Source organism: Streptomyces sp. NRRL F-2580 (genome assembly GCF_000720115.1).
Classification (GTDB): domain Bacteria; phylum Actinomycetota; class Actinomycetes; order Streptomycetales; family Streptomycetaceae; genus Streptomyces.
This window is the reverse complement of the sequence record NZ_JOIR01000025.1, coordinates 55024-78779: the sequence shown is the minus strand read 5'-3', so window position 1 is coordinate 78779 and position 23756 is coordinate 55024. Positions and strand designations below refer to the sequence as shown.

At 72.7% G+C, this 23756-nt stretch carries 23 protein-coding genes and 1 pseudogene; 12 read left to right on the top strand and 12 right to left on the bottom strand.

All coding sequences use genetic code 11. The annotated features are described in order from the left end of the window. Window positions 1-87: 87 nt before the first annotated feature. Entirely contained in the window at window positions 88-861 is a 774-nt protein-coding gene (locus tag IF88_RS0125620) for a hypothetical protein (protein ID WP_030717051.1), read from the top strand. Window positions 862-1216: 355 nt separating this feature from the next. On the opposite strand, the gene IF88_RS0125615 is transcribed toward IF88_RS0125620, so the two are convergent. The 3 genes from IF88_RS0125615 to IF88_RS0125605 form a co-directional block, all read right to left on the bottom strand. Then, the gene (locus tag IF88_RS0125615) at window positions 1217-1462 is read right to left on the bottom strand and encodes a chaplin family protein (protein ID WP_030717048.1); all 246 of its coding nucleotides are present in this window, start codon (window positions 1460-1462) and stop codon (window positions 1217-1219) included. Window positions 1463-1611: 149 nt separating this feature from the next. Then, complete coding sequence (locus IF88_RS0125610; RefSeq protein WP_030717045.1) at window positions 1612-2274, bottom strand: response regulator; 663 nt, start codon at window positions 2272-2274, stop codon at window positions 1612-1614. After that, a complete protein-coding gene (locus tag IF88_RS0125605) occupies window positions 2267-3412 on the bottom strand; it encodes a GAF domain-containing sensor histidine kinase (RefSeq protein WP_107050636.1) in 1146 nt (381 codons plus the stop codon). The genes IF88_RS0125610 and IF88_RS0125605 overlap by 8 nt, the downstream gene beginning before the upstream one ends. Window positions 3413-3610: 198 nt before the next feature. Here IF88_RS0125605 and IF88_RS0125600 point away from each other — a divergent pair. The 3 genes and pseudogenes from IF88_RS0125600 to IF88_RS0125590 form a co-directional block, all read left to right on the top strand. Beyond that, a pseudogene (locus tag IF88_RS0125600) lies at window positions 3611-4306 on the top strand (SDR family NAD(P)-dependent oxidoreductase); the annotation flags it as partial. Between the two features lie 242 nt (window positions 4307-4548). Continuing rightward, window positions 4549-5679 (top strand): S-adenosylmethionine:tRNA ribosyltransferase-isomerase, encoded by a 1131-nt coding sequence (locus tag IF88_RS0125595; protein WP_051837535.1) that lies wholly within the window; start codon window positions 4549-4551, stop codon window positions 5677-5679. A 284-nt stretch (window positions 5680-5963) separates the two neighbouring features. Further along, window positions 5964-6662 carry a transglycosylase SLT domain-containing protein gene (locus tag IF88_RS0125590; RefSeq protein ID WP_030717033.1) on the top strand — a complete coding sequence of 233 codons (699 nt, stop codon included), beginning with the start codon at window positions 5964-5966 and terminating at the stop codon, window positions 6660-6662. A 151-nt stretch (window positions 6663-6813) separates the two neighbouring features. Here IF88_RS0125590 and IF88_RS0125585 read toward each other — a convergent pair whose 3' ends face one another. Continuing rightward, on the bottom strand, window positions 6814-9342 hold the full coding sequence (locus IF88_RS0125585) for an FHA domain-containing protein (protein WP_078893136.1): 2529 nt from the start codon (window positions 9340-9342) through the stop codon (window positions 6814-6816). A gap of 232 nt (window positions 9343-9574) precedes the next feature. Here IF88_RS0125585 and IF88_RS0125580 point away from each other — a divergent pair, with 232 nt between their 5' ends. Beyond that, complete coding sequence (locus IF88_RS0125580) at window positions 9575-11125, top strand: streptophobe family protein (protein WP_030717026.1); 1551 nt, start codon at window positions 9575-9577, stop codon at window positions 11123-11125. Window positions 11126-11341: 216 nt separating this feature from the next. Continuing rightward, a complete protein-coding gene (serB, locus tag IF88_RS0125575; protein ID WP_030717023.1) occupies window positions 11342-12541 on the top strand; it encodes a phosphoserine phosphatase SerB in 1200 nt (399 codons plus the stop codon). Between the two features lie 89 nt (window positions 12542-12630). On the opposite strand, the gene IF88_RS0125570 is transcribed toward serB, so the two are convergent. The 4 genes from IF88_RS0125570 to IF88_RS0125555 all read right to left on the bottom strand — a co-directional run bounded on the left by IF88_RS0125570 (window position 12631) and on the right by IF88_RS0125555 (window position 15075). Beyond that, the gene (locus IF88_RS0125570) at window positions 12631-13152 is read right to left on the bottom strand and encodes a SixA phosphatase family protein (RefSeq protein WP_030717020.1); all 522 of its coding nucleotides are present in this window, start codon (window positions 13150-13152) and stop codon (window positions 12631-12633) included. 83 nt (window positions 13153-13235) lie between these two features. Continuing rightward, window positions 13236-13460 carry a hypothetical protein gene (locus IF88_RS0125565; protein WP_030717017.1) on the bottom strand — a complete coding sequence of 75 codons (225 nt, stop codon included), beginning with the start codon at window positions 13458-13460 and terminating at the stop codon, window positions 13236-13238. 158 nt (window positions 13461-13618) lie between these two features. Next, on the bottom strand, window positions 13619-13738 hold the full coding sequence (locus IF88_RS49100; protein ID WP_267884526.1) for an SGM_5486 family transporter-associated protein: 120 nt from the start codon (window positions 13736-13738) through the stop codon (window positions 13619-13621). Between the two features lie 5 nt (window positions 13739-13743). Further along, on the bottom strand, window positions 13744-15075 hold the full coding sequence (locus tag IF88_RS0125555) for a CynX/NimT family MFS transporter (RefSeq protein WP_030717014.1): 1332 nt from the start codon (window positions 15073-15075) through the stop codon (window positions 13744-13746). 57 nt (window positions 15076-15132) lie between these two features. Between IF88_RS0125555 and IF88_RS0125550 the strand changes: the two genes are divergently transcribed. Continuing rightward, entirely contained in the window at window positions 15133-15837 is a 705-nt protein-coding gene (locus IF88_RS0125550) for a FadR/GntR family transcriptional regulator (RefSeq protein WP_051837534.1), read from the top strand. On the opposite strand, the gene IF88_RS0125545 is transcribed toward IF88_RS0125550, so the two are convergent. From IF88_RS0125545 to fabG, 3 genes are all read right to left on the bottom strand, one after another. Further along, window positions 15818-16249 carry a hypothetical protein gene (locus tag IF88_RS0125545; RefSeq protein ID WP_078893134.1) on the bottom strand — a complete coding sequence of 144 codons (432 nt, stop codon included), beginning with the start codon at window positions 16247-16249 and terminating at the stop codon, window positions 15818-15820. The genes IF88_RS0125550 and IF88_RS0125545 overlap by 20 nt on opposite strands. A 207-nt stretch (window positions 16250-16456) precedes the next feature. Continuing rightward, the gene (fabI, locus tag IF88_RS0125540) at window positions 16457-17227 is read right to left on the bottom strand and encodes an enoyl-ACP reductase FabI (protein WP_030717006.1); all 771 of its coding nucleotides are present in this window, start codon (window positions 17225-17227) and stop codon (window positions 16457-16459) included. Window positions 17228-17232: 5 nt separating this feature from the next. Beyond that, complete coding sequence (fabG, locus tag IF88_RS0125535; RefSeq protein ID WP_030717003.1) at window positions 17233-17952, bottom strand: 3-oxoacyl-[acyl-carrier-protein] reductase; 720 nt, start codon at window positions 17950-17952, stop codon at window positions 17233-17235. Window positions 17953-18136: 184 nt separating this feature from the next. On the opposite strand from fabG, the gene IF88_RS0125530 reads away from it, so the two are divergent. The 3 genes from IF88_RS0125530 to tyrS all read left to right on the top strand — a co-directional run bounded on the left by IF88_RS0125530 (window position 18137) and on the right by tyrS (window position 22394). Beyond that, window positions 18137-19660, top strand: coding sequence for a TldD/PmbA family protein (locus IF88_RS0125530; protein ID WP_030717000.1), 1524 nt, complete (start codon window positions 18137-18139; stop codon window positions 19658-19660). Beyond that, window positions 19657-21060, top strand: a complete 1404-nt coding sequence (locus tag IF88_RS0125525; protein ID WP_030716998.1) for a metallopeptidase TldD-related protein — start codon at window positions 19657-19659, stop codon at window positions 21058-21060. The genes IF88_RS0125530 and IF88_RS0125525 overlap by 4 nt, the downstream gene beginning before the upstream one ends. Window positions 21061-21125: 65 nt before the next feature. Beyond that, window positions 21126-22394 carry a tyrosine--tRNA ligase gene (gene tyrS / locus IF88_RS0125520; RefSeq protein WP_030716996.1) on the top strand — a complete coding sequence of 423 codons (1269 nt, stop codon included), beginning with the start codon at window positions 21126-21128 and terminating at the stop codon, window positions 22392-22394. 113 nt (window positions 22395-22507) lie between these two features. Here the strand turns inward: tyrS and IF88_RS0125515 are convergent, their stop codons facing one another. Then, the gene (locus IF88_RS0125515) at window positions 22508-22786 is read right to left on the bottom strand and encodes a GlsB/YeaQ/YmgE family stress response membrane protein (protein WP_030716994.1); all 279 of its coding nucleotides are present in this window, start codon (window positions 22784-22786) and stop codon (window positions 22508-22510) included. Between the two features lie 243 nt (window positions 22787-23029). Here IF88_RS0125515 and IF88_RS48205 point away from each other — a divergent pair, with 243 nt between their 5' ends. Both IF88_RS48205 and IF88_RS0125505 read left to right on the top strand, forming a co-directional pair. Further along, complete coding sequence (locus IF88_RS48205) at window positions 23030-23308, top strand: DUF3099 domain-containing protein (RefSeq protein WP_051837537.1); 279 nt, start codon at window positions 23030-23032, stop codon at window positions 23306-23308. Between the two features lie 136 nt (window positions 23309-23444). Further along, window positions 23445-23708, top strand: a complete 264-nt coding sequence (locus IF88_RS0125505; protein ID WP_051837531.1) for a hypothetical protein — start codon at window positions 23445-23447, stop codon at window positions 23706-23708. Window positions 23709-23756: the final 48 nt, after the last annotated feature.

Here is a 23756-nt window from a genome sequence, read left to right as displayed (position 1 = left end):
GACGCAGCCCCAGGGGAAAACCTACGCCACTCGGAGAGGGGTCCGGGGCCGGGGCCCGGTGCCGGGTCCGATCCGTAAAGTGGGGGGATGCTTTTCGAACCACGTTCAGGGCGGCTGGCCGCCTGGGGGAACGCTCTGCTGGCCGGTCTGGTCTCGCCCGACGAAGCCGTGTTGTCGATCGTGGGCGAGGACGCCGTGCACCGGGTGGAGGGGCTGCCGGGTGAGACGGGCCCCGTGGGGCTCACGCTGGCGCTCGGCCGGCTGCGGGCGCTGGGGGTGACGGGGCTGCGGGTGGCGCTGCCGGCGCCGGGGCACCCGCTGGGGCTGAGCGGGCCGCCGGAGTTCAACGCGCGGGCGCTGGAGGCCGAGGAGGCCGTGGTGTGTGCGGGGGCCGCGCTGGGGCTCGTACCCGAGGTCGCCGAGGTGGGGCCCGAGGGCGACGTGCACGTGTCGGTGACCTGGCACTGCCTGCCGGTACGGGAGGCACCGCCGGCGGACGTGCCGTCGCTGAGCACAGCGGAGCGGGAGCTGGCGGAGGCGCTGCGCGAGGCCACGGTGGCGCTGACCCGGCTGGACGTGGCCGGGTCGGGGCCGGTGGCGGAGGCGGCGCTGTCGGCGTACCGGGCGCGGGCGGAGGCGGGGCGGGACGCGCTGGCTCCGGGGTATCCGGCGCGGGCGGTGCGGGTGCTGGCGCTGGCGCAGCGGGTGGACCTGATGGTGTCGCTGGCGTACGAGAACGGGCACGGGGGTGCGGTGGCCGCCTCGGAGATGGCGGCGCGGGCGGAGGTGTTGCGGCCGGTGGAGCGGGTGGCTCGGCGGGCGCTGGTGGCGGCGTACAACTCGGCCGTCGAGGGGGGCTAGGCGGGGGCGGCTGCGCCGGGGCTCGTGGGGCTCCGCCCCAGACCCCACGCCTCAAACGCCGGCGAGGCTGAAATGACGGGGCTCCGCCCCGCACCCCGCTCCTCAGGCGCCGGAGGGGCTGGATGGTGCGGCGGAGCGGGAAAGCCGGGCCGTGCGACAGATGCGCCGCGGCCCCGCTTCCCGGGGAGAGGGGGGAAGCGGGGCCGTGGTGCGTGCGCGCTGCTACGCGGGCCCGAGCCGGCCGACGGACGGAGTCCGGCGCAGCGGCCCGAAGCCTGCGGAGCAGTGCGAGGGCTGCGTCAGGAATGGGCCCGGCGCAGCGGCCCGAAGCCTGCGGAGCAGCGCGAGGTGCGCATCAAGAATTGACTCCGGTGTTGCCGAAGGCGCCGTTGAGCAGGCCGATCACGTTGACCGTGTTGCCGACCACGTTCACGGGGACGTGGACGGGGACCTGGAGCAGGTTCCCGGAGGCCACGCCGGGCGAGTTCAGGGCCCCGCCCTCCGCCGACGCACCGCCGTGCGCCGAGGAGACACCGGCGCCGGCGGCCACGAGGCCGCCCGCGATCATGGTGACGGCTGCGGCCTTCTTGAAGTTCTTCACGTTCTCGTCCTCCAGTACGTCTGCCGCGACCAGCCGCCGCGGCACGTCATGGAGAACGGGCGCGCCGCATGTGGGGATACGCCATGTGGGCGACATACACCCGACCGTATGAATCTCAGTCCGGAACGAGACGGTCCGATTTATGTCGCTTATTCGGCGAGTCCGTGCCTGACCGCCCACAATGCAGCCTGAGTCCGATCCGAAAGGTCCAACTTCATCAGGATGTTCGAGACGTGGGTCTTGACCGTCTTCTCCGACAGCACCAGCGCCCGGGCGATCTCCCGGTTGGAGCGGCCGTCCGCGATCAGGCCGAGCACCTCGCGCTCGCGGTCGGTCAGCGAGCCGGGCCGGCCCGCCGACGGGCTCTGGTCGTCCTGGGAGAGCAGGGCCACCGCCACCTCCGGCTGGAGCAGCACGTGGCCCGCGTGGACGGAGCGGATGGCTCCGGCCAGGGCGTCCGGGTCGATGTCCTTGTAGACGTATCCCGCGGCGCCGGCCCGCAGCGCGGGGACCACGGTCCGCTGCTCCGTGAAACTGGTGACGATCAGCACCCGCGCCGGGTTCGCCAGCTCGCCCAGCCTGCGCAGCGCCTCGATCCCGTCGGTGCCCGGCATCTTGATGTCCATGAGGATCACGTCGGGCCGCAGCTCCTCGGCGCGGGCGATGCCCTCCTCGCCGTCGGAGGCCTCGCCGACCACCTCGATGTCCTCCTGGACCTCCAGGAAGGTGCGCAGGCCGCGCCGGACCACCTGATGGTCGTCGACCAGCAGTACGCGAACGCGGCTGCCGCCGCGGCCGGGGTTCTCAGCCACCGGGTACCTCCATCTCGATCGTCGTGCCCTGACCGGGCTCCGAGTGCACGGTGAGCCGGCCGCCGACGCCGTCCGCGCGGTCCCGCATGGAGACCAGGCCCAGGTGGCGGCCCGCCCGGCGGACGAACCGGGGGTCGAACCCCTTGCCGGAGTCGACGACCTTGAGGACCGCGCCGCCGGCGGGGGTCCGGGTGAGGGCCACCTCGACGCGGTCGGCGCCCGAGTGGCGCAGGGCGTTGTGGAGGGCCTCCTGGGCGACGCGCAGGACCGCTTCCTCCTGGGTCGCGGGGAGGGCCCGTACGCCGTCACACGTGAAGGTGACGTGCGCGGTGTGGGCCCGGTCGAGTACGTGGACGTGCGTGCGCAGGGTGGCGACCAGTCCGTCCTCGTCCAGTGCGGCGGGGCGGAGCTCGGTCACGGCGGCCCGCAGTTCGTCCGCGGCCTCCGCCGCGAGGGCGGCCACCTGCTGGAGCTCGTCCTTGGCGCGGGCCGGGTCGCGGTCGACGAGGGCGGCGGCGGCCTGGGCGGTGAGGCGGAGCGAGAAGAGCTTCTGGCTGACGGCGTCGTGCAGCTCGTGGGCGAGCCGGGAGCGCTCCTCGGCGATGGTGAGCTCGCGGCTGCGCTCGTAGAGGCGGGCATTGGTGAGGGCGATGGCCGCGTGCTGGGCGAGGAGGGAGAGGAGCTCCTGGTCCTCGTCGGTGAAGCCGCGCGGATCCCCCGGGGCGCTCCGCTTGTTCGCGAGGAAGATCGCGGCGAGGGTCTCCTCGCCGTCCCGGACGGGCATGCCGAGGAAGTCGGACATGTCGGGGTGGGCGGCGGGCCAGCCCTCGAAGCGCGGGTCCTCGCGTACGTCGGCCAGCCGCTGGGGGTCGTCCTCGTGGAGCATCGCGGCGAGGATGCCGTGCTGGCGGGGCAGCGGGCCGATGCGGCGCCACTGCTCCGCGGTGATGCCGTCCACGACGAACTGGGCGAAGCCCCCGTGGTCGTCCGGGACGCCCAGGGCCGCGTACTCGGCGTCCAGGAGCTCGCGGGCCGAGACGACGATCGTGCGCAGGACGTCACGGACCTCCAGGCGGCGGCTCATGGCGAGCAGTGCGGTGCTCACGGCGGCCAGGCCGCTGCGGGGTCCGCCCTGCAGGGGGCTTGCGGTCATGGCCTCACCGTACCCGCGGGCCTGACCTGCGGGATCGGACCGGGGCATCCCCCGGTGGACGTAGGTCCAAGGGACCTGTACGGGTGGGGCCCGCGGCCGACGCGGCGCCCGTCGGGCCCTTCCTAGGTTGGGGTCATCTGCTGATCGGAACGCCGATCGGAACGCGAGGGTGAGGGAGCTGTCATGTCGGTGGCGATCGTGACGGGGGCGTCCAGGGGGCTGGGCCGGGCGCTGGCCGGGGAGCTGGCGGCGCGGGGCTGGGACCTGGTGCTGAGTGCGCGGGGGGCGGCGGCGCTGGAGGACACGGCGGCGCGGGCCCGTGCCTCGGGGGTGCGGGTGGTGCCGGTGGCCGGGGACGTGTCCTCGGGGGCGCACCGGGCGGCGCTGGTGGCGGCGGCGCGGGAGTTGGGCGGGCTGGACCTGCTGGTGAACAACGCGGGGGTGCTGGGGGCGGAGCCGCTGGTGCCGCTGGCGGTCCACCCGCTGGACGGCCTGCGCGAGGCCTTCGAGGTCAATGTGGTGGGGGCGCTGGGGCTGGTCCAGGAGGGGCTGCCGCTGCTGCGGGCCGCGGAGGCCGGGGCGGTGCTGAACATCAGCTCGGACGCGGCGGTGGTGGCGTACGCGACGTGGGGGGCGTACGGGGCGACCAAGGCGGCGGGGGACCTGCTGTCGGGCGTGCTGGCGGTGGAGGAGCCGGGCGTGCGGGTGTGGTGGGCGGACCCGGGCTCGATGCGGACGCGGATGATGGCGGCGGCCGAGCCCTGGGAGGACCTGGCGGGGCTGCCGACGCCGGAGGAGGTGGCGCCGGCGCTGCTGCGGCTGGTGGCGGAGGCGCTGCCGAGCGGGCGGTACACGGCGGAGCGCCTGGCGGCGGGCCGGGCGTCCGAGGGGGCGGGGAGGGACGGCGGGCCGGACACGGAGCGCGGCGGCCCGTCGGGCGCCCCGACGGGAGGCACGGCGGACGGCACAGCGGGCGATCCGGCGCGGCACGCGGCGGACGGCACAGCGGACGATCCGGCGCGGCACGCGGTGGACGGCACAGCGGGCGATCCGGCGCGGGGCACTGCGGACGATCCTGGGCGGCGCGCGGCGGGCGATCCGGCGGACGCGGGGGTCGCGCGGTGAGCGGGCGGGCGGCGCCTCCGGAGAGGGGACTGTGTATACCGGACATTCCGCCGGAGCTGCTGGCCCGGGTTCCGGCCGAGCAGCGGGGGCCGGGGCTCGGGCGGGACGCCGTGCGGCTGCTGGTGTCCGGGGGCGGTGAAGAGGTGTCGCTGCGCGCCTTCCGGGAGCTGCCGCACCTGCTGCGGGCCGGGGACGTGCTCGTGGTGAACACGTCGACGACGCTGGCGGCCGCCGTGGACGCCCGGCTCGGCGGCGAGGACCTGGTGGTGCACTTCTCGACCCGAGGCGACGACGGCCGCTGGGCGGTGGAGCTGCGCGGCCCGGCGGGCGGGGGGACGACCCGCCCGCACGCCGGGGGCCCCGCGGGGGCCGTGGTGGAGCTGCCGGGCGGGCTGGCGCTCGTACTGGAGGAGCCGCTCGCGGCGGGAGCGGACCGGCTGTGGTGGGCGCGGCCCGTGCCGGCCGGACAGGAAGCGGACGTACCGGCGCTGCTGCGGGCGTACGGGCGGCCGATCCGCTACGCCTACACGGAGCGGGACCAGCCGCTGTCCGCCTACCAGACGGTGTTCGCGGTGCCGGCGGCCGACGGCTCGGGCTCGGCGGAGATGCCGAGTGCGGGGCGGCCCTTCACCGCGGAGCTGGTGGCGCGGCTGGTGAGTCGGGGAGTGCAGTTCGCGCCGCTGACCCTGCACACGGGGGTGGCCTCGCAGGAGGCGCACGAGCCGCCGTATCCGGAGCGGTACGAGGTGCCGGCGACCACGGCGTGGCTGGTGAACGCCGCGAGGGCCAGCGGGGGGCGGGTGATCGCGGTGGGGACCACGGCGGTACGGGCCCTGGAGTCGGCCGCGGACGACCGCGGGCTGGTGCGCCCGGCCGGCGGGTGGACCGATCTGGTGGTGACGCCGGAGCGGGGGGTGCGCGTGGTGGACGGGCTGCTGACCGGGCTGCACGAGCCGGAGGCGTCCCATCTTCTGATGCTGGAGGCGGTCGCGGGGCGGGCCGCCGTACGGCTCGGGTATGCCGAGGCGATGGCCCGGCTCTGCCTCTGGCACGAGTTCGGGGACGTCCATCTGCTACTCAAGGATGAGAACCGTGACGGTTTGAATTGCTTCAGCAACGCACGGTGAGACCGTTACGTGCCCGATGTGAGCCCGCACATAGGACGCACATCACTTACGAAGCTGCCTAGTGGACAGGTAAAGGTCCTGTCAGTGCGGGCGGGCGTAGCGCCGGGGCCCGAATTGCGGCCTCGGCGCCCGCCCCTGATCCACTAAGCCGGATCGTACGTCACACCTTTGCCACAGGTTTTTGCCACCGCTAAGAATTGCCCTCGTCGCACAGCGCCGCGACGGATCCCGGATCCTCGTGGCGCTTTCCTGCGGCTCCCGCGATTCGAAGAGGTTGCCCCGCCATGTCTGCTTCCAGCACTCCCGGTCACAGTCGTCTGACGAAGGCACACAAGCTGTCCATTGCCGGCGTCGCCACGTTCAGCGCCGCCGCGCTCGCCTTCTCCCTCGTCCCGGCCGACGCCGCCGAGGCCGAGACGGTGGTCTCCGCCGCTCCCGTCGCCTGGGCCCAGGCCGTCAACGGGACGCAGACGAAGGCAATGCACGGGCACCTCTCCGCGCAGCAGGTCATCGCCGACGCCAACGCCAAGGCCGCCGCCGCCAAGGCGAAGGCGAAGGCCAAGGCCGACGCCGAAGCCAAGGCCAAGGCCGAGGCCGCCGCGAAGAAGGCCCGCGAGGACAAGGCCGCCGCCAGCCGGTCCGCCGCCCGCACCCCGGTCTTCGCGAACAACCTGGACGGCTGGATCAAGGAAGCCCTCTTCATCATGAAGAAGGAGGGCATTCCGGGCACCTACGCCGGAATCCACAAGAACATCATGCGCGAGTCCAGCGGTAACCCGATGGCGATCAACAACTGGGACATCAACGCCCAGAACGGCATCCCCAGCAAGGGTCTGCTCCAGGTCATCTACCCGACCTTCAAGGCGTACCACGTCAAGGGCACCAAGTTCGACCAGTACGACCCGGTCGCCAACATCGTCGCCGCCTGCAACTACGCGGCCGACCGCTACGGCTCGATGGACAACGTCAACAGCGCCTACTAGGCCACTGGCGTCACCCGCAGCTCCCCCACGCGCCTCAGGGCGGCACCCGGACTTCCGGGTGCCGCCCTGAGGCGTTTCGTGCGTGAGGTCCCGCGTGCGGGTTCCGCGTACGGCCCTGCGTACGGGTTCCGCGTACGGGCCCTGCCGCGGACTACTTGCCCGCGCGCATGACCTCGGGCTCGTGGCGGCGCAGCAGGCGCTGCACCAGGAAGCCGCAGGCGATGCCGAGGAGCAGCAGAACGGTGATGTTCAGGCTCCACTGGCCGACCGTGGCGTCCCAGAGCGGGTCGGTGTTGGTCGGGTTGTCGCGGTCCCACGGCGGCATGAGCTTGCCGAGGTTCAGCGTGGTGCCGGCGGCGGCGACGGCCCAGCGGGACGGCATCAGCCAGGCGAACTGCTCCAGGCCCGGGGAGTCGTAGACCTGGAAGAGGATGCCGGTGAAGACGACCTGGACGATCGCGAACATGACCAGCAGCGGCATGGTCTTCTCGGCGGTCTTCACCAGCGAGGAGATCACGAGGCCGAACATCATCGAGGTGAAGCCGAGCGCGATGACCGACAGGCAGAGCTCGACGGCCGGCGGCATCAGCAGGCCCTCGGCGGGCAGGTCGCGCGGGAAGAAGCCGATCCCGCAGATGATCACGCCCTGGATGGCCGTGATGACGCCGAGGACGATCACCTTCGACATGAGGTACGCCGACCGGGACAGGCCCGTCGCGCGCTCACGCTCGTAGATGACGCGTTCCTTGATCAGCTCTCGGACCGAGTTGGCCGCGCCCGAGAAGCACATGCCGACCGCGAGGATCAGCATGATCGTGCCGGCGTCGCCGTTGAACTGGGACGGCGGCGTCGGCGGGGCGAGGCCGAAGGTCGCGGGGATGACCGTGGAGACCACGCCGAGGACGGCGGGCAGGATCAGCATCAGGCCGATGAAGCCCTTGTCGGAGGCGATCACCGAGACGTAGCGGCGGATCAGCGTCCACAGCTGCGAGCCCCAGCCCTGCGGCTTGGGCGGCCTCATCTGCTGCGGCGAGGGCATCGCGACGGACTGCGGGGCGATCGCGTCGATGTCGGCGGCGTACAGCTGGTAGTGCTGCGAGCCCTTCCAGCGGCCGGCCCAGTCGTAGTCGCGGTAGTTCTCGAAGGCCGAGAAGACGTCCGCCCACGTGGTGTAGCCGAAGAAGTTCAGCGCCTCGTCCGGCGGGCCGAAGTACGCGACCGAGCCGCCGGGGGCCATGACCAGCAGCTTGTCGCAGATGGCCAGCTCGGCGACCGAGTGCGTGACGACGAGGACCGTGCGGCCGTCGTCGGCGAGGCCGCGCAGCAGCTGCATGACGTCGCGGTCCATGCCCGGGTCGAGGCCGGAGGTCGGCTCGTCCAGGAAGATCAGCGAGGGCTTGGTGAGCAGCTCCAGGGCCACGGACACGCGCTTGCGCTGACCACCGGAGAGCGCGGTGATCTTCTTGTCCTTGTGGATGTCGAGCTTGAGCTCGCGCAGCACCTCGTCGATGCGGGCGGCCCGCTCGGACTCGGCGGTGTCGCCGGGGAAGCGGAGCTTGGCCGCGTACTTGAGCGCGGTGCTGACCTTCAGCTCCTTGTGCAGGATGTCGTCCTGCGGGACCAGGCCGATGCGCTGGCGGAGCTCCGCGAACTGCTTGTACAGGTTGCGGTTGTCGTAGAGGACGTCGCCCTGGTCGGCGGGCCGGTAACCGGTCAGCGCCTTGAGCAGGGTGGACTTGCCGGAGCCGGAGGGGCCGATGACGCCGATCAGCGACTTCTCCGGGACACCGAAGGTGACGTCCTTGAGGATCTGCTTGCCGCCGTCGACGGTGACCGTGAGGTGGCGGGCCGAGAAGGAGACCTCGCCGGTGTCGACGAACTCCTCCAGGCGGTCGCCGACGATCCGGAACGTCGAGTGGCCGACGCCGACGATGTCGTTCGGGCCGAGCAGCGCGGTGCCGGACTTCGCCAGCGCCTGGCCGTTGACGTAGGTGCCGTTGTGGCTGCCGAGGTCGTGGATCTCGAACCGGCCGCCGGGCATCGAGCGGAACTCGGCGTGGTGGCGCGAGACCTGGAGGTCGGAGACCACCAGCTCGTTCTCCAGCGCACGGCCGATCCGCATGACGTGGCCCAGCGAGAGCTGGTGGAACGTCGTCGGACTGCGGTCGCCGTAGGCCGGTGCCCCGCCCTGCGCCGGGCGGGGCGCGGCGGCGCCGCCCTGCTGGTGCGGGAGGTGTGCCTGCGGCTGCTGTTGGTACTGCGCCTGCTGCTGTTCCCAGGCCTGCTGGGGCTGCTGCTGCGGGGCCTGGTACGCCGGGGCCTGCGGCTGGGCGTACGCCTGGGCCTGCTGCGCCGGCGCCTGCTGGGCCACGGCCGGCTGCGGCGCGGCGGCGGCGCTCAGGTTCAGCCGCGGGCCGTCGGTCGCGTTGCCGAGGTGGACCGGCGTGCCGGGGACGAGCTGGGTCTGCTGGACCCGCGCCCCGTGCACGTAGGTGCCGTTGGTGCTGCCATGGTCCTCGATGCCCCAACTCTGGCCGTTCCAGGCGATGGTGGCATGCCGCCACGACACCCGGGCGTCGTCGATCACCACGTCTCCCTGGGGGTCGCGCCCCAGCGAGTACGACCTGGACGGATCGAGCGTCCAGGTCCTTCCATTCAATTCCAGTACGAGTTCCGGCACTCCAGCCCCACTTAAGTCCCCCGAGAATCCCCCATGACGTCAGGGAGTCTAGGGATGGCGAACATCCGGGGGAACTATTTCAGGCCCGCAGCCGTATGTGGAATCCGGGCCTTGCCGGGGCGTCTACGACTGCCCGTTGACGGGGTCGAAAGTCACCCGGAGAGTGAGATACGGGACTTCTCGCCCGGGGGTCCCCTCGCGTACCGCTCGGTAGGCATCGGGGGTTCACCGTATGCGCCGCATTCGTTGGGGAGACGTGCTCGTGTCCGCGGTCGCCGCCGTGGGCTGGTCCCTGATCGTGATGGCGGGGGTGGCCGCGTTGGGGCTGCGCCTGCTGGGCGCCGACGCCGCGGGAGGGTCCCTCGGTGCGATGACGGCCGCCGTGGTGGTCCTCGCGGTCGGCGGCACCGTGACCCCCTCGGGTGACGTGTCGGCCTTCGGGGTCGTCGGGGCGGGTGCCGAAACCTCCCTGGACGTCATGCCCTTGGGGGTGACCCTGGCCGGGGCCCTGGTCCTGGGCTGCCTGTTCGCGCGCTCGCTCCGGGCCGGGGCCGGGCCCGGCGAGACGGCCGCCCGGGTCCTCGTGCTTACGGCGCTGTTCGTCGCGACGGCGGGCGGGCTGGCGTGGGCCGGGCACGACGTGGTCACCCTCGACGGGACGGAGCTGCCGAGGACCCCGGCGAAGGTGGGGATCCCGGGGATCGGGGACATCGGCGGGCTGCTCCCGGACCGCGTCGGGGACCTGATCGAGACACGGACCCGGGTCGGTTTCTCGGTGGAGACGTGGCCGACGCTGCTGGGCGCGGGGGCCTGGGCGCTCGCCGTACTGATGGTGACCCTGCTGGTCTCGCGGCGCGGGCCGGCCGCGCTCGCCCGGATCCGCCCGGCCGCCTCGGCGGTGCTGACGATGCTGCTGGTCGCGGTGGCGGCCGGGCTGGCCGCGGCGGTGTGGGCGGCGCTGGGCGACGGCCGTCCGGGGCGGGTGGTGGGGGCCGCGCTGCTGGGGGCGCCGAACGGGAGCTGGCTGGGCGTGCTGCTGGGGCTGTTCGTTCCGGTGCGCGGCCGCGCCGAGGGGGAGGCGGCGCGGCTGCTGCCCGATCCGCTGGACGACCTGCTGGCGGTGTCCGCGCGGGAGCCGGTGACGGTGGCGCGCCTCGCGGAGTACGACGGGCGGGTCTGGCTGCTGGTCGCGGGGGTGGGGCTGCTGCTGCTCTACGCGGGCGTGCTGGCAGCCGTACGGACTCCCGGGCGCGGGCGCGGACCCGGGCCCGGGCGCGGGGTGCTCGGGTGTGCGGTGCGGATGTCGGCGGTGACGGCGGTGGCTCTGGCGGGGCTGGTGTGGCTGACGGGGCTCTCGGCGGATGCCTCGTTGGCGGCGGTGGGGGTGGACGCGGTGGATGCGGGGGTGGAGCTGCGGGGGGCTCTTGCGCCGGCGCTTGCGCTGGGTGCGGTGTGGGGGGCGGTGGCGGGGGCGGTCGGTGCGCTGCCGGCCCCGCGGCGGCGGGGAGCCCGCCCGGACCCCGCCCCGGGGTGGCCCGCCCCGGGGTGGCCCGCCCCGGAGGCGCCGACGGCCGCGTATCCCGGGGCCGTGCCGTTCGGCGGGCCCGCGCGTGGCCTGCGGCCCGAGGTGGGCGGGGAGGCGGACGGCTCGTGGGACGTGACGGTGACCGGCATCCCGCCGTGGTCTCCCAGGCCGCCGAAGCCGCCGCGCCGGGAGCCCTTCACCCCGCCTCCCCCGCCGGGAGCGCCGCCCCCGCCCAAGCCTCCGGCGCCGCCGCGGTGAGGTGGGGCCGGGGGCGCTGCGCGGAGCCTCTCCCCGCCCCGCCCTTTCGCCGTTTCCCCGGGCGCCGCCCGGACCCGCGGCTCAAAGACCCGGGACTCCGCCCCGGACCCCGCGCCTCAAACGCCGGCGGGGCTGGAAGCGGAGCCCCGGCGCGACCGTTCAAGACGTGGGACGGGGGTCCTGGGCCGGGGGTGGGGAAGATACGGTGAGGGCACCATGAGCGCATCGCAGACCTCCGACGTCCCCACCCTCCTCGTCAAGATCTTCGGCAAGGACCGTCCCGGGATCACCGCCGGGCTGTTCGACACCCTCGCCGCCTATTCCGTCGATGTCGTCGACATCGAGCAGGTCGTCACCCGTGGCCGCATCGTCCTGTGCGCCCTCGTCACCCAGCCCGCCGGCGGCGCCGAAGGCGACCTGCGGGCCACCGTCCACAGCTGGGCCGAGTCCCTCAAGATGCAGGCCGAGATCCTCTCCGGTACCGGTGACAACCGGCCGCGCGGCAGCGGCCGCTCCCATGTCACCGTCCTCGGGCACCCGCTCACCGCCGAGTCCACGGCCGCCATCGCCGCCCGGATCACCGAGACCGGCGGCAACATCGACCGTATCTTCCGCCTCGCCAAGTATCCGGTGACGGCGGTGGAGTTCGCCGTCTCCGGCGTCGAGACCGAGCCGCTGCGCACCGCCCTGGCCACCGCCTCCGCGCACATCGGCGTGGACGTGGCCGTGGTCTCGGCCGGGCTGCACCGCCGGGCCCAGCGCCTCGTCGTCATGGACGTCGACTCCACCCTGATCCAGGACGAGGTCATCGAGCTGTTCGCCGCGCACGCCGGGTGCGAGGCCGAGGTCGCCGAGGTCACCGAGCGGGCCATGCGCGGCGAGCTGGACTTCGAGCAGTCGCTGCACGCCCGGGTGGCGCTGCTGGCGGGTCTGGACGCCTCCGTCGTGGACAAGGTCCGCGCCGAGGTGCAGCTGACGCCGGGCGCGCGGACCCTGATCCGTACGCTCAAGCGGCTCGGCTACCAGGTGGGTGTGGTCTCCGGCGGGTTCACGCAGGTCACGGACGACCTGCGGGAGCGGCTGGGGCTGGACTTCGCCTCCGCCAACACGCTGGAGATCGTCGACGGGAAGCTGACGGGCAAGGTCACCGGCGAGATCGTGGACCGGGCGGGCAAGGCCCGGCTGCTGCGCCGCTTCGCCGCGGAGGCCGACGTACCGCTGTCACAGACGGTGGCGATCGGTGACGGGGCCAACGACCTGGACATGCTGAACGCGGCCGGGCTGGGCGTGGCCTTCAACGCCAAGCCGGTGGTCCGCGAGGCCGCGCACACGGCGGTGAACGTGCCCTTCCTGGACGCGGTGCTGTACCTGCTCGGGATCACCCGTGAGGAGATCGAGGCCGCCGACCTGGCCTGACCGGCGGGACACGAACGAGATGCGAACGGGCCCCGGCGGCCGGTGCGGCTGCCGGGGCCCGTTCGCGCGTACGCGGCTGGTCGGGCCGGTCAGTGTCCCTTGGGGGTCCAGTAGTCGAGCAGGGTGCCCACCCCGTGCTCCACGGACTTCCACGATCCGGTGAAGGAGACGACGGCGAGGGCCGCGGTCGGGAATCCCGTACGGGTCATCCGCGCCAGGGTGTCTCCCTCCGCGCGCCCCGAGAGGGCGTCGGCGAGGGCGTGCATGCCGGGGTTGTGGCCGATGAGGAGGAGGTCGGAGACCTCGTCGGAGGTTTCGTTCAGCAGGGCGATGAGCTCGCCCAGCGAGGCGTCGTAGAGCCTCTCCTCGTAGTGGGTCTTCGGCCGGTGCGGCATCTCCTGGACGGCGAGCTTCCAGGTCTCCCTGGTGCGGGCCGCGGTGGAGCAGAGGGCCAGGTCGAAGGCGATGCCGCTCTCGGCGAGCTTCAGACCGACGGCCGGCGCGTCCTTGCGGCCTCGTTCCGCCAGGGGACGGTCGTGGTCGGGCACCTCGGGCCAGTCGGCCTTGGCGTGCCGGAGGAGGGCGATCCTGCGGGGTGTGTCGGCGCTCATGACTCCCAGCTTCGCATGAAACAAGCTACGGGGCGCAGGGTGTTGGGGGGGCTCACCCCAGGAGACGAGGGGCGCTCGGGAGGTCAGCCGACGGCGCGCAGGAGCTGCTCCGCGACCTGGACCAGGGAGGAGACCTCGCCGGTGGCCGCGTGGGCCTCCCCGGAGCCGGCGAGGAGCATCAGCAGGAGGCCGAAGGCGAGGGCGGGCAGGGCCAGCGCCCACCAGTGCAGCCGGGTGCCGGCGCCGGCGGTGGCGCGGGCCCGGGGGGCGGCGGACGGGAGGGACCGGGTGTGCGTGGGGGCCGACATGGCCGCCTCCGTGGGTGTGCGGACGGGACTGGCTCGCTGTTCACGAATCTACGGATCCGCTGCGGCCGTACCCATCCGGGGCACACCCCACTTCACCCTGAGCCTGACCCCCTAGGGGTGGTGGGGTTGTCCCCACCCCCACGGCGGGGCGGCCGCCGTCAGGGGGACGCGATGGTCGCGATCACGGAGATGACCAGGGTGATGGCGAGGATCGCGCCGAGGACGAGGCCGAGCTTCTTGCGGCCGTCCTGCGGGTTCGGTTCAAGTACGGGCGACATGTCGGTCAGTCTCGCATGCCGCATTCGTCCTCGATCGTGCGGTCCCTGCCCGCCAGGACGCCGAGCGCGATCTGCGGGACGAGCAGGCCCGCCATCAGGGCGAGCGGCAGGTCCCAGCCGCCGCTGTGCTGGTAGAGGGCGCCGATGAGGAGGGGGCCGGGGATGGAGATGAGGTAGCCGGTGCTCTGGGCGAAGGCGGAGAGCTTCACCACGCCGGCCGGGGACTTGGCGCGCAGCCCGATGAGGGTGATGACGAGGGGGAAGGCGCAGTTGGAGATGCCGAGCAGGAGCGCCCAGGCCCAGGCTCCGGCGGCGGGGGCGAAGTAGAGCCCGAGGTAGCCGGTGAGGCCGAAGACGCCGAGGACGGCGGCGATGGCGCCCTGGTTCTTCATCCGGCCGGCGAGGCCCGGGATGACGAAGGCGAGGGGGACGCCCATGACCATGGTGACGGCGAGGAGCACGCCGGCGGTGGAGGCCGAGACCCCGGCGTCGCGGAAGATCTGCGGGAGCCAGCCCATGGTGATGTACGCGCCGGTGGCCTGGAGGCCGAAGTAGCAGGCGAGGGCCCAGGCGGTGCGGCTGCGGACGACCCGCGGGCCCGCGTCGGCCCGTACGGCGCCGCCCGCGTCGGCGGCGGCCGCGGCCTGGGCCCGGTCGGCGCGCCGGGCGGCGCGGGCGATGGGCAGCCACAGCAGTACGGCGACCACGGCGAGGGAGGCCCACATGAGCAGGCCGGTGCGCCAGCTGCCGCCGAGGGCGGCGGTCAGCGGGACGGTGGCGGCGGCGGCGAGCGAGGTGCCCGCGGCCAGGGCCATGGAGTAGAGGCCGATCATGGTGCCGACCCGGTCCGGGAAGTAGCGCTTGACGATCACGGGGAGCAGGACGTTGGTGAGGGCTATGCCGGCCAGGGACAGGGAGCTGGCGGCCAGGAAGCCCACGGCCCCGTTGGTGAAGGGGCGGATCAGCAGGCCGGTGGCGACGGCGGCCATGCCGGCGCAGACGACGGCGGCCGGGCCGAAGCGGCGGGAGAGCCGGGGCGCGGTGACGCCGAAGACGGCGAAGCAGAGGGCCGGGACGGAGGTGATCAGTCCGGCGACGGTGCCGCTCATGCCGAGGCCCGTGCGGGTCTCCTCGAAGAGGGCGCCGAGGCTGGTGATGGCGGGCCGCAGGTTGAGGGCGGCCAGCACGATTCCGACGATGAGCACCGGGCCGAGCCAGGCCGGCTGCGAGGTCGCGTGCGGGGTGGTGGCGGCCGCCACGCGGTCCGCCGCGGCCTGCGGCGCGGGCCGGTTGCTCCCGGCGGGCCGGTCGAGCGTCTGGATTTCTTCGTCGGACATCCCACCATCATAGAATCATGGGATGATTGGTTGTCCAGTCGCTCTTGAGAGGAACCCATGCCGCTGACCTCGCCCCGGCGCTCCGTTCTCGTCGATCAGGTGATTACCCAGCTGCGGAACCAGATCACCTCCGGCGAGTGGCCGGTCGGCGCCCGCATCCCGACCGAGCCGGAGCTCGTCGAGTTGCTCGGCGTCGCGCGCAACACGGTGCGCGAGGCCGTGCGGGCGCTGGCGCACAACGGCCTCCTGGACATCCGGCAGGGCTCGGGCACGTACGTGATCGCCACCAGCGAGCTGGCCGGCGTCATGCACCGCCGGTTCGCCGGCGCCGAGCCGCGGCACATCGCGGAGCTGCGTTCGACGCTGGAGTCCTCTGCGGCCCGGCTGGCGGCGGAGCGGCGCACCGAGCGGGACCTCGTACAGCTGGACGCCCTGCTGGCGCGCCGCGAGGAGGCCTGGGCGGGCGGGGACGCGGAGGTGTTCGTGGCCGCGGACGTGAGCCTGCACATGGCCGTGGTGACGGCTTCGCACAACGACGTGCTGATCGAGCTGTACGCGGACCTCGGCGACCTGGTGGCCGACTGGCTGCGGGCGGACGTGGGCACCGAGCTGCACCCCTCGGCCCATCTGGACCACGCCCGGCTGATCGAGGCGATCCGGCGGGGCGACGGGGACGCGGCGGCCTCGGAGGCGGCGGGTTACCCCTTCGCCTGCCTCGGCAAGAACACGGACGGAGACCCGCTCACGCCCGCTGGTGGGTGATCCAGGCCGAGCGGACCTCTTTCCAGCAGCGCCCGGTGAGCTCCACCCGGCCGGCGGGTCCGACGGCGACGGCGGCGCCGTCCCCGTCGACGTCCCACCAGCGGTCGCATTCGACGTGCAGCCGCAGCAGGTCGGTCCCCGGGTAGGCGTTGTGGCAGTTCGCCGTCACCTGCGAGCCCTCGATCGTGGTGTCGCAGTCGGCTCCGAAGAGTTCCCGCCCGGCGGGGCGGGAGGGCTGGACGGGGGGTTCGGCGGGGATCTCGGCGAGCTCCACGACGGCGGGGGCCACCGCTTCGGGGCCGGGTGCCGGTTCGTCTCCCATGGGCTCCGCGGCGGCTCCGGGGACCAGGAGTCCGGTCAGGATCACCGAGGTGACCAGCATCGATACCGTTCGGCTCGGCCTCGCTCGCACTCCTACCCTCCTCCCCGCAGCAGCCGGGAAGATCCCGGCCTGGCCAGTTTGCAGGCATCTGTCACGGTTTTCGACTCGGGAAGATCCGGTCGGCCGGTGGACATACGAGCGAGCGTCGGCCGCGGGGCACGGCAAATGGCGGCGGCCGCGCCCCCCGGAAGGGGAGCGCGGCCGCCGCCGTACGGACTCAGGAGCCCCGACCGGAGGTCAGGCACCCATCGCGTGCAGGCCGCCGTCCACGTGGACGATCTCACCGGTGGTCTTCGGGAACCAGTCCGACAGCAGGGCCACGACGCCCTTGCCCGTGGGCTCCGGGTCGCTCATGTCCCACTCCAGCATGGAGCGGGTGTTCCAGACCTCGGCCAGCTCGCCGAATCCCGGGATGGACTTCGCGGCCATGGAGCCGATCGGACCGGCCGAGACCAGGTTGCAGCGGATGTTCTCCTTGCCCAGGTCGCGGGCGAGGTAGCGGCTGGTGGCCTCCAGGGCGGCCTTGGCCGGGCCCATCCAGTCGTACTGCGGCCAGGCGAACTGCGCGTCGAAGGTGAGGCCGACGATGGCCGCGCCCTCCGCCGGGAACAGCGGCTTGCAGGCCATGGCCAGCGACTTCAGCGAGAACGCCGAGACGTGCATGGCGGTGGCGACCGATTCGAACGGGGTGTTCAGGAAGTTGCCGCCGAGGGCGTCCTGCGGCGCGAAGCCGATCGAGTGGACGACGCCGTCGAGGCCGCCGAGCTCGTCGCGGACGAGGCCCTCCAGGCGGGCCAGGTGCTCGTCGTTGGTGACGTCGAGCTCGATCACCTTGACCGGCTTGGGCAGCTTCTTCGCGATGCGCTCGGTCAGCGACGGGCGCGGCCAGGCGGTGAGGATGACCTCGGCGCCCTGCTCCTGGGCCAGCCGGGCCGTGTGGAAGGCGATGGACGACTCCATCAGCACCCCCGTGATGAGGATGCGCTTGCCGTCGAGAATTCCACTCATGGTGATCAGTGACCCATGCCCAATCCGCCGTCAACGGGAATGACGGCTCCGGTGATGTACGCGGCGTCGTCGGACGCCAGGAAGCGGACGGCTGCCGCGATCTCCTCGGGCTGCGCGTACCGGCCGAGCGGCACCTGGCCCACGATGCCCGCGCGCTGCTCGTCGGTGAGCACCTTCGTCATGTCGGTGTCCACGAAACCGGGGGCGACGACGTTGAAGGTGATGTTGCGGGAACCCAGCTCACGGGCGAGCGAGCGGGCGAAGCCCACCAGCGCGGCCTTCGAGGCGGCGTAATTGGCCTGCCCCGCCGAGCCGAGCAGTCCGACGACCGAGGAGATCAGGACGACGCGGCCCTTCTTGGCACGGAGCATGCCACGGTTCGCGCGCTTGACCACCCGGAACGTGCCGGTGAGGTTCGTGTCGACGACGGACGCGAAGTCCTCCTCGGACATCCGCATCAGCAGCGTGTCCTTGGTGATGCCGGCGTTGGCCACCAGCACCTCGACCGCGCCGTGCGCGTCCTCGATCTGCTTGTAGGCCTGCTCCACCTGCTCGGAGTCGGTGATGTCGCACCGCACCGCCAGGACACCGAGCGAGGTGAGCGCCTCCGGCGGCTCACCCGACCGGAACGTGATCGCGACCTTGTCGCCGGCCTCCGCGAAGGCTCGGGCGATGGCGAGGCCGATGCCCCGGTTTCCTCCGGTGACGAGAACCGAGCGGCTCAACGGATCACCCTTTCGCTAGCGGTCTGAATACCAAAAACCTATAGGTCGCATCGCTCGTACGGAGAATCGACCCCCCACAGGGCCTCGCGGCGGGCTCTGTCGAGTCCCTACAGAAAGATGTAGGCACGAAGGCCCCGGTCGCGACATGATCGGGGCGACCGGCTCCGACCCCGGGAGGACTTCCGTGCCCCATTCCATCGACGCGGCCTTCACCGCGCTTCCCTTGCGGGCGCTCGCCGACGCGGCGCTCGCCCGGGCCCGCGCGCTGGGCGCCGAGCATGCCGACTTCCGGCTGGAGCGGATCCGCAGCGCCTCCTGGCGCCTGCGCGACGCCAAGCCCGCCGGCGGGTCCGACACCACCGACCTCGGATTCGCGGTCCGGGTGGTCCACGGGGGCAGCTGGGGATTCGCCTCCGGTGTGGACCTGACCATGGACGCCGCCGCCAAGGTGGCCTCGCAGGCCGTGGCCATGGCGAAGCTGTCCGCCCAGGTGATCAAGGCCGCCGGTTCGGACGAGCGCGTGGAGCTCGCCGACGAGCCCGTGCACGCGGACCGCACCTGGATCTCCGCCTACGACGTGAACCCGTTCGAGGTGCCGGACGCCGAGAAGGCGGCGCTGCTCGCCGACTGGAGCGCGCGGCTGCTGGCCGCCGACGGGGTGGCGCATGTGGACGCCTCGCTGCTCGCCGTGCACGAGAACAAGTTCTACGCCGACACCGCGGGCACCTCGACCACGCAGCAGCGGGTGCGGATCCACCCGCAGCTCACGGCGGTCGCCGTGAACGGCACGACCGGCGAGTTCGACTCGATGCGCACCATCGCCCCGCCCGCCGGCCGCGGCTGGGAGTACCTGACCGGCACCGGCTGGGACTGGAACACCGAGCTGGAGCAGATCCCCGGCCTGCTCGCCGAGAAGATGCGGGCGCCGAGCGTCGAGGCCGGGCGCTACGACCTGGTGGTGGACCCGTCCAACCTGTGGCTCACCATCCACGAGTCCATCGGCCACGCCACCGAGCTGGACCGGGCGCTGGGCTACGAGGCGGCGTACGCGGGGACCTCCTTCGCCACCTTCGACCAGCTCAACAAGCTGACGTACGGCTCCTCGATCATGAACGTGACCGGTGACCGCACGGCGGAGCACGGTCTGGCGACCATCGGGTACGACGACGAGGGCGTCCAGGCGCAGTCCTGGGACCTGGTCAAGGACGGCACCCTGGTCGGCTACCAGCTGGACCGGCGGATCGCGAAGCTGACCGGCCTCGGCCGCTCCAACGGCTGCGCCTACGCCGACTCCCCCGGGCACGTGCCCGTCCAGCGGATGGCGAACGTCTCCCTGCAGCCGGATCCGGGCGGGCTCTCGACCGAGGACCTGATCGGCGGGGTGGAGCGCGGGATCTACGTGGTCGGCGACCGCTCCTGGTCGATCGACATGCAGCGCTACAACTTCCAGTTCACCGGGCAGCGGTTCTTCCGGATCGAGAACGGCCGGCTGGCCGGCCAGCTGCGGGACGTCGCGTACCAGGCCACCACGACCGATTTCTGGGGCTCGATGGAGAAGGTCGGCGGCCCGCAGACCTACGTCCTGGGCGGCGCCTTCAACTGCGGCAAGGCCCAGCCCGGCCAGGTGGCGGCGGTCTCGCACGGCTGCCCGTCCGCGCTGTTCCGCGACGTGAACATCTTGAACACCACGCAGGAGGCCGGCCGATGAGCACGCTTTCGAACGGACGCACCAAGCCCCACGAGATCGTCGAGCGGGCGCTGGAGCTGTCCACCGCCGACGGCTGTGTCGTCATCGCCGACGAGGAGTCCAGCGCCAACCTGCGCTGGGCGGGCAACGCGCTCACCACCAACGGCGTCACCCGGGGCCGGACCCTGACGGTCATCGCCACGGTCGACGGCAAGGAGGGCACGGCCTCGGGGGTCGTCTCGCGCTCCGCCGTGACCGCGGCCGACCTGGAGCCGCTGGTGCGGGCCGCCGAGGCGGCCGCGCGCGGGGCGGGCCCGGCGGAGGACGCCCAGCCGCTGGTCACCGGGACCCCGGCCTCGCCGGACTTCACCGACGCCCCGGCCGAGACCACCTCGGCGGTGTTCGCGGACTTCGCCCCGGCCCTCGGCGAGGCCTTCGCCCGGGCCCGGGCGGGCGGCCGGGAGCTGTACGGCTTCGCCAACCACGAGCTGGTCTCGACGTACGTCGGCACCTCCACCGGGCTACGGCTGCGCCACGACCAGCCCAACGGGACGCTGGAGCTCAACGCGAAGTCGCCGGACCGGCAGCGCTCGGCCTGGGCCGGCCGCTCCACCCGGGACTTCAAGGACGTGGACCCGACCGCGCTGGACGCGGAGCTCGCCGTGCGCCTGGGCTGGGCGGAGCGGAAGATCGACCTGCCCGCCGGGCGGTACGAGACCCTGCTGCCGCCGACGGCCGTGGCGGACCTGCTGATCTACCAGATGTGGTCGGCGGCGGCCCGGGACGCGGTGGAGGGCCGTACGGTCTTCTCCAAGCCCGGCGGCGGCACCCGGCTCGGCGAAAAGCTGTCCGAGCTGCCGCTGACGCTGCGCAGCGACCCCAACGCGCCGGGCCTGGAGAGCGCGCCGTTCGTGATCGCGCACAGCTCCGGCGACGACGCCTCGGTCTTCGACAACGGCCTGCCGGTCCCGGCGACCGAGTGGATCCGGGACGGCGAGCTGGCCCGGCTGTCGACGACCCGGCACACGGCCGGCCTGACCGGCCTGCCGGTCTCCCCCGGCTTCGGGAACCTGATCCTCGACGGGGGCGGCGAGAAGTCCCTGGAGGAGATGGTGGCGGGGACCGAGCGCGGTCTGCTGCTGACCTGCCTCTGGTACATCCGCGAGGTGGATCCGGCCACGCTGCTGCTCACGGGGCTGACCCGGGACGGCGTCTACCTGGTGGAGAACGGGCAGGTCGTCGGCGAGGTCAACAACTTCCGCTTCAACGAGTCCCCCGTGGACCTGCTGTCGCGGGCCTCGGAGGCCGGACGGACCGAGAAGACCCTGCCGCGCGAGTGGAGCGACTGGTTCACCCGGGCCGCGATGCCCGCGCTGCGCATCCCGGATTTCAACATGAGTTCGGTCAGCAAGGGCGTCTGACCGGCCTAGACTGACCGTTGCAACGAAGTGTTGCAATTTCCATCATCCGAAGGAGTCGAGAGACCGTGACGGACATCGTCGACGAACTGAAGTGGCGTGGGCTCTTCGCCCAGTCCACCGATGAAGAAGCGCTGCGCAAGGCCTTCGCGGACGGTCCGGTCACGTTCTATTGCGGCTTCGACCCGACGGCCGCCTCGCTGCACGTGGGACACCTGGTGCAGGTGCTCACCGTGCGCCGGCTCCAGCTGGCCGGGAACCGGCCGCTGGCGCTGGTCGGCGGGGCCACCGGGCAGATCGGCGACCCGCGGCCGACCGCCGAGCGGACCCTGAACGACCCGGAGACCATCGCGAACTGGGTGACCCGGCTGCGCACCCAGATCGAGCCGTTCCTGTCCTTCGAGGGCGAGAACGCGGCGCTCATGGTGAACAACCTGGACTGGACGGCGGGCATGTCCGCCATCGAGTTCCTGCGGGACATCGGCAAGCACTTCCGGGTCAACAAGATGCTGACGAAGGACTCGGTCGCCAAGCGGCTCGACTCCGACCAGGGCATCAGCTACACCGAGTTCAGCTACCAGCTGCTCCAGGGCATGGACTTCCTGGAGCTGTACCGGCGCTACGGCTGCGTGCTCCAGCAGGGCGGCTCCGACCAGTGGGGCAACCTGACGGCCGGACTCGACCTGATCCACCGCGTCGAGCCGGGAGCGGTGGTGCACGCGCTGGCGACCCCGCTGATGGTCAAGGCGGACGGCACCAAGTTCGGCAAGTCCGAGAGCGGGGCCGTCTGGCTCGACCCCGAGATGACCACGCCGTACGCGTTCTACCAGTTCTGGCTGAACGTGGACGACCGGGACATCTCCACCTACATGCGGATCCTGTCCTTCAAGTCCCGCGAGGAGCTGGAGGCGCTGGAGGCGCAGACCGCCGAGCGACCGCAGGCGCGTGCCGCGCAGCGGGCGCTGGCGGAGGAGCTGACCACGCTCGTGCACGGCGCCGACCAGTGCGCCGCCGTGATCGCCGCGTCGAAGGCGCTGTTCGGCCAGGGCGAGCTGGCGGAGCTGGACGAGGCCACGCTGGCCGCGGCCCTGTCCGAGCTGCCGCACGCCCGGGTCCCGGAGCTGGGCCTGGTCGTGGACCTGCTCGCGGAGACCGGCCTGGTCGCGAGCAAGTCGGCCGGCCGCCGGACCGTGAAGGAGGGCGGGGCCTACGTGAACAACGTGAAGGTCGCCGCCGAGGACGCGGTCCCCGCCAAGGAGGACCTGCTGCACGGGCGCTGGCTGGTGCTGCGCCGGGGCAAGAAGAACCTGGCGGCCGTCGAGGTCACCGGGGCCTGAGGCTCGCGGGACGGCGTACGGGACGCCGCGCGGGGCGGCGCACGGAACACGGCGGAGGGGCCGGTTCGGACTTGACGGTCCGGCCGGCCCCTCCGCCGTGATCCGGGAGGGCCTCAGGTCATCTGGCGCTTGCGGCCCCGGATCGCTCCGTAGAGCATTTCGCCCAGGCCGACCACGAGGACCGCGCCGGCGAGCTGCAGCAGGTGCCGGGTCCAGTCGATGCCCTTGGTCTCCCCGACGCCGATCCAGGCGGCCACGGCGTTGCCGAGGACCGCGCCGGCGATGCCGAAGAGGGTGGTCAGCCAGAGGGGCTGGTGCTGTTTGCCCGGCAGGATGGCCCGGGCTATCAGCCCCAGCACGAAACCGACGATGATCGCCCACAACCAAGACATGTCGAGCCTCCTCCTGGCGCGCGTTGTGCGCACGTGGGCCCAGTTTCGGCCCGTCCCGCGTACCGCGCATTTCGGGCACCCTCCCGCGGGGGTGCCCCCTCTCCTCGCGGGTGCGGGGGCGGCGTACGGTGGGGAGGGTCCGGGCCGGGAAGCGCCCGGCTGGCGATCGGGCGGTGGAGCGTGGAACGGACGAAGCGGCAGAAGCGGAACGGGGCCGAGGTGTTCCGGATCACCGGTGCGCGGATGGGCCTCGACGAGGACGTGCGGGGCCGCCAGCGCCGGTACGTCATCTCGATGGGGATCAGGACGCTGTCGGTCATCGCGACCGTGCTGTTGTGGAACGTGCAGCGCCCGGTGGCCATCGTGACGCTCGTCGCGGGAGCCCTGCTGCCGTACGTGGCCGTGGTCATCGCCAACGCGGGGCGCGAGTCGACGCCCTCGCTGCCCTCCCACTTCATCCCCGCTCCGGTGCGGCCGGCGCTGGAGGCGGGAAACCTCAAGAAAAGCTCAGATCAATCATGAAGTTCCGGTGCACTCCACCGGGTCCTGCGTGACATACTGCTCACGCGCTCCGCATCCCCCGTCGGAGCGACGGACCGACGCCGGGCAGCTCCCCCCGTGGCTGCTCGGCGTCGCCTTTCCGTTCTAGGGTTGGGCCGTGACTTCCTCAGACACTTCCGGTGTCCCCGCCGGCCCCGACGAAACCCCCACCTGCTCCGCCAAGGGCTGCCGTGACGCGGCCGTCTGGGTCCTGGCGTGGAACAACCCGACGCTGCACACGCCGGAGCGGCGCAAGACCTGGCTGGCGTGCGAGGAGCACCGCGAACACCTCTCCCAGTTCCTGGGGGTCCGCGGTTTCCTCAAGGACGTCGTGAAGCTCGACGAGTGGGTGCAGCCGGAGGGCTCGGAGCGCCTGCGCTGACCGCGGCCGGCCGCTGAGCCCGGCAGTCGGCCGGGCCCGGCCGACTGC

Coding starts and splice junctions, on each gene's coding strand:
- IF88_RS0125620 (WP_030717051.1), top strand. CDS start 88: ATGCTTTTCGAACCACGTTCAGGGCGGCTGGCCGCCTGGGGGAACGCT.
- IF88_RS0125590 (WP_030717033.1), top strand. CDS start 5,964: ATGTCTGCTTCCAGCACTCCCGGTCACAGTCGTCTGACGAAGGCACAC.
- IF88_RS0125580 (WP_030717026.1), top strand. CDS start 9,575: ATGCGCCGCATTCGTTGGGGAGACGTGCTCGTGTCCGCGGTCGCCGCC.
- serB (WP_030717023.1), top strand. CDS start 11,342: ATGAGCGCATCGCAGACCTCCGACGTCCCCACCCTCCTCGTCAAGATC.
- IF88_RS0125570 (WP_030717020.1), bottom strand. CDS start 13,152: ATGAGCGCCGACACACCCCGCAGGATCGCCCTCCTCCGGCACGCCAAG.
- IF88_RS0125565 (WP_030717017.1), bottom strand. CDS start 13,460: ATGTCGGCCCCCACGCACACCCGGTCCCTCCCGTCCGCCGCCCCCCGG.
- IF88_RS49100 (WP_267884526.1), bottom strand. CDS start 13,738: ATGTCGCCCGTACTTGAACCGAACCCGCAGGACGGCCGCAAGAAGCTC.
- IF88_RS0125555 (WP_030717014.1), bottom strand. CDS start 15,075: ATGTCCGACGAAGAAATCCAGACGCTCGACCGGCCCGCCGGGAGCAAC.
- IF88_RS0125550 (WP_051837534.1), top strand. CDS start 15,133: ATGCCGCTGACCTCGCCCCGGCGCTCCGTTCTCGTCGATCAGGTGATT.
- fabI (WP_030717006.1), bottom strand. CDS start 17,227: ATGAGTGGAATTCTCGACGGCAAGCGCATCCTCATCACGGGGGTGCTG.
- IF88_RS0125525 (WP_030716998.1), top strand. CDS start 19,657: ATGAGCACGCTTTCGAACGGACGCACCAAGCCCCACGAGATCGTCGAG.
- IF88_RS0125515 (WP_030716994.1), bottom strand. CDS start 22,786: ATGTCTTGGTTGTGGGCGATCATCGTCGGTTTCGTGCTGGGGCTGATA.
- IF88_RS48205 (WP_051837537.1), top strand. CDS start 23,030: ATGGGCCTCGACGAGGACGTGCGGGGCCGCCAGCGCCGGTACGTCATC.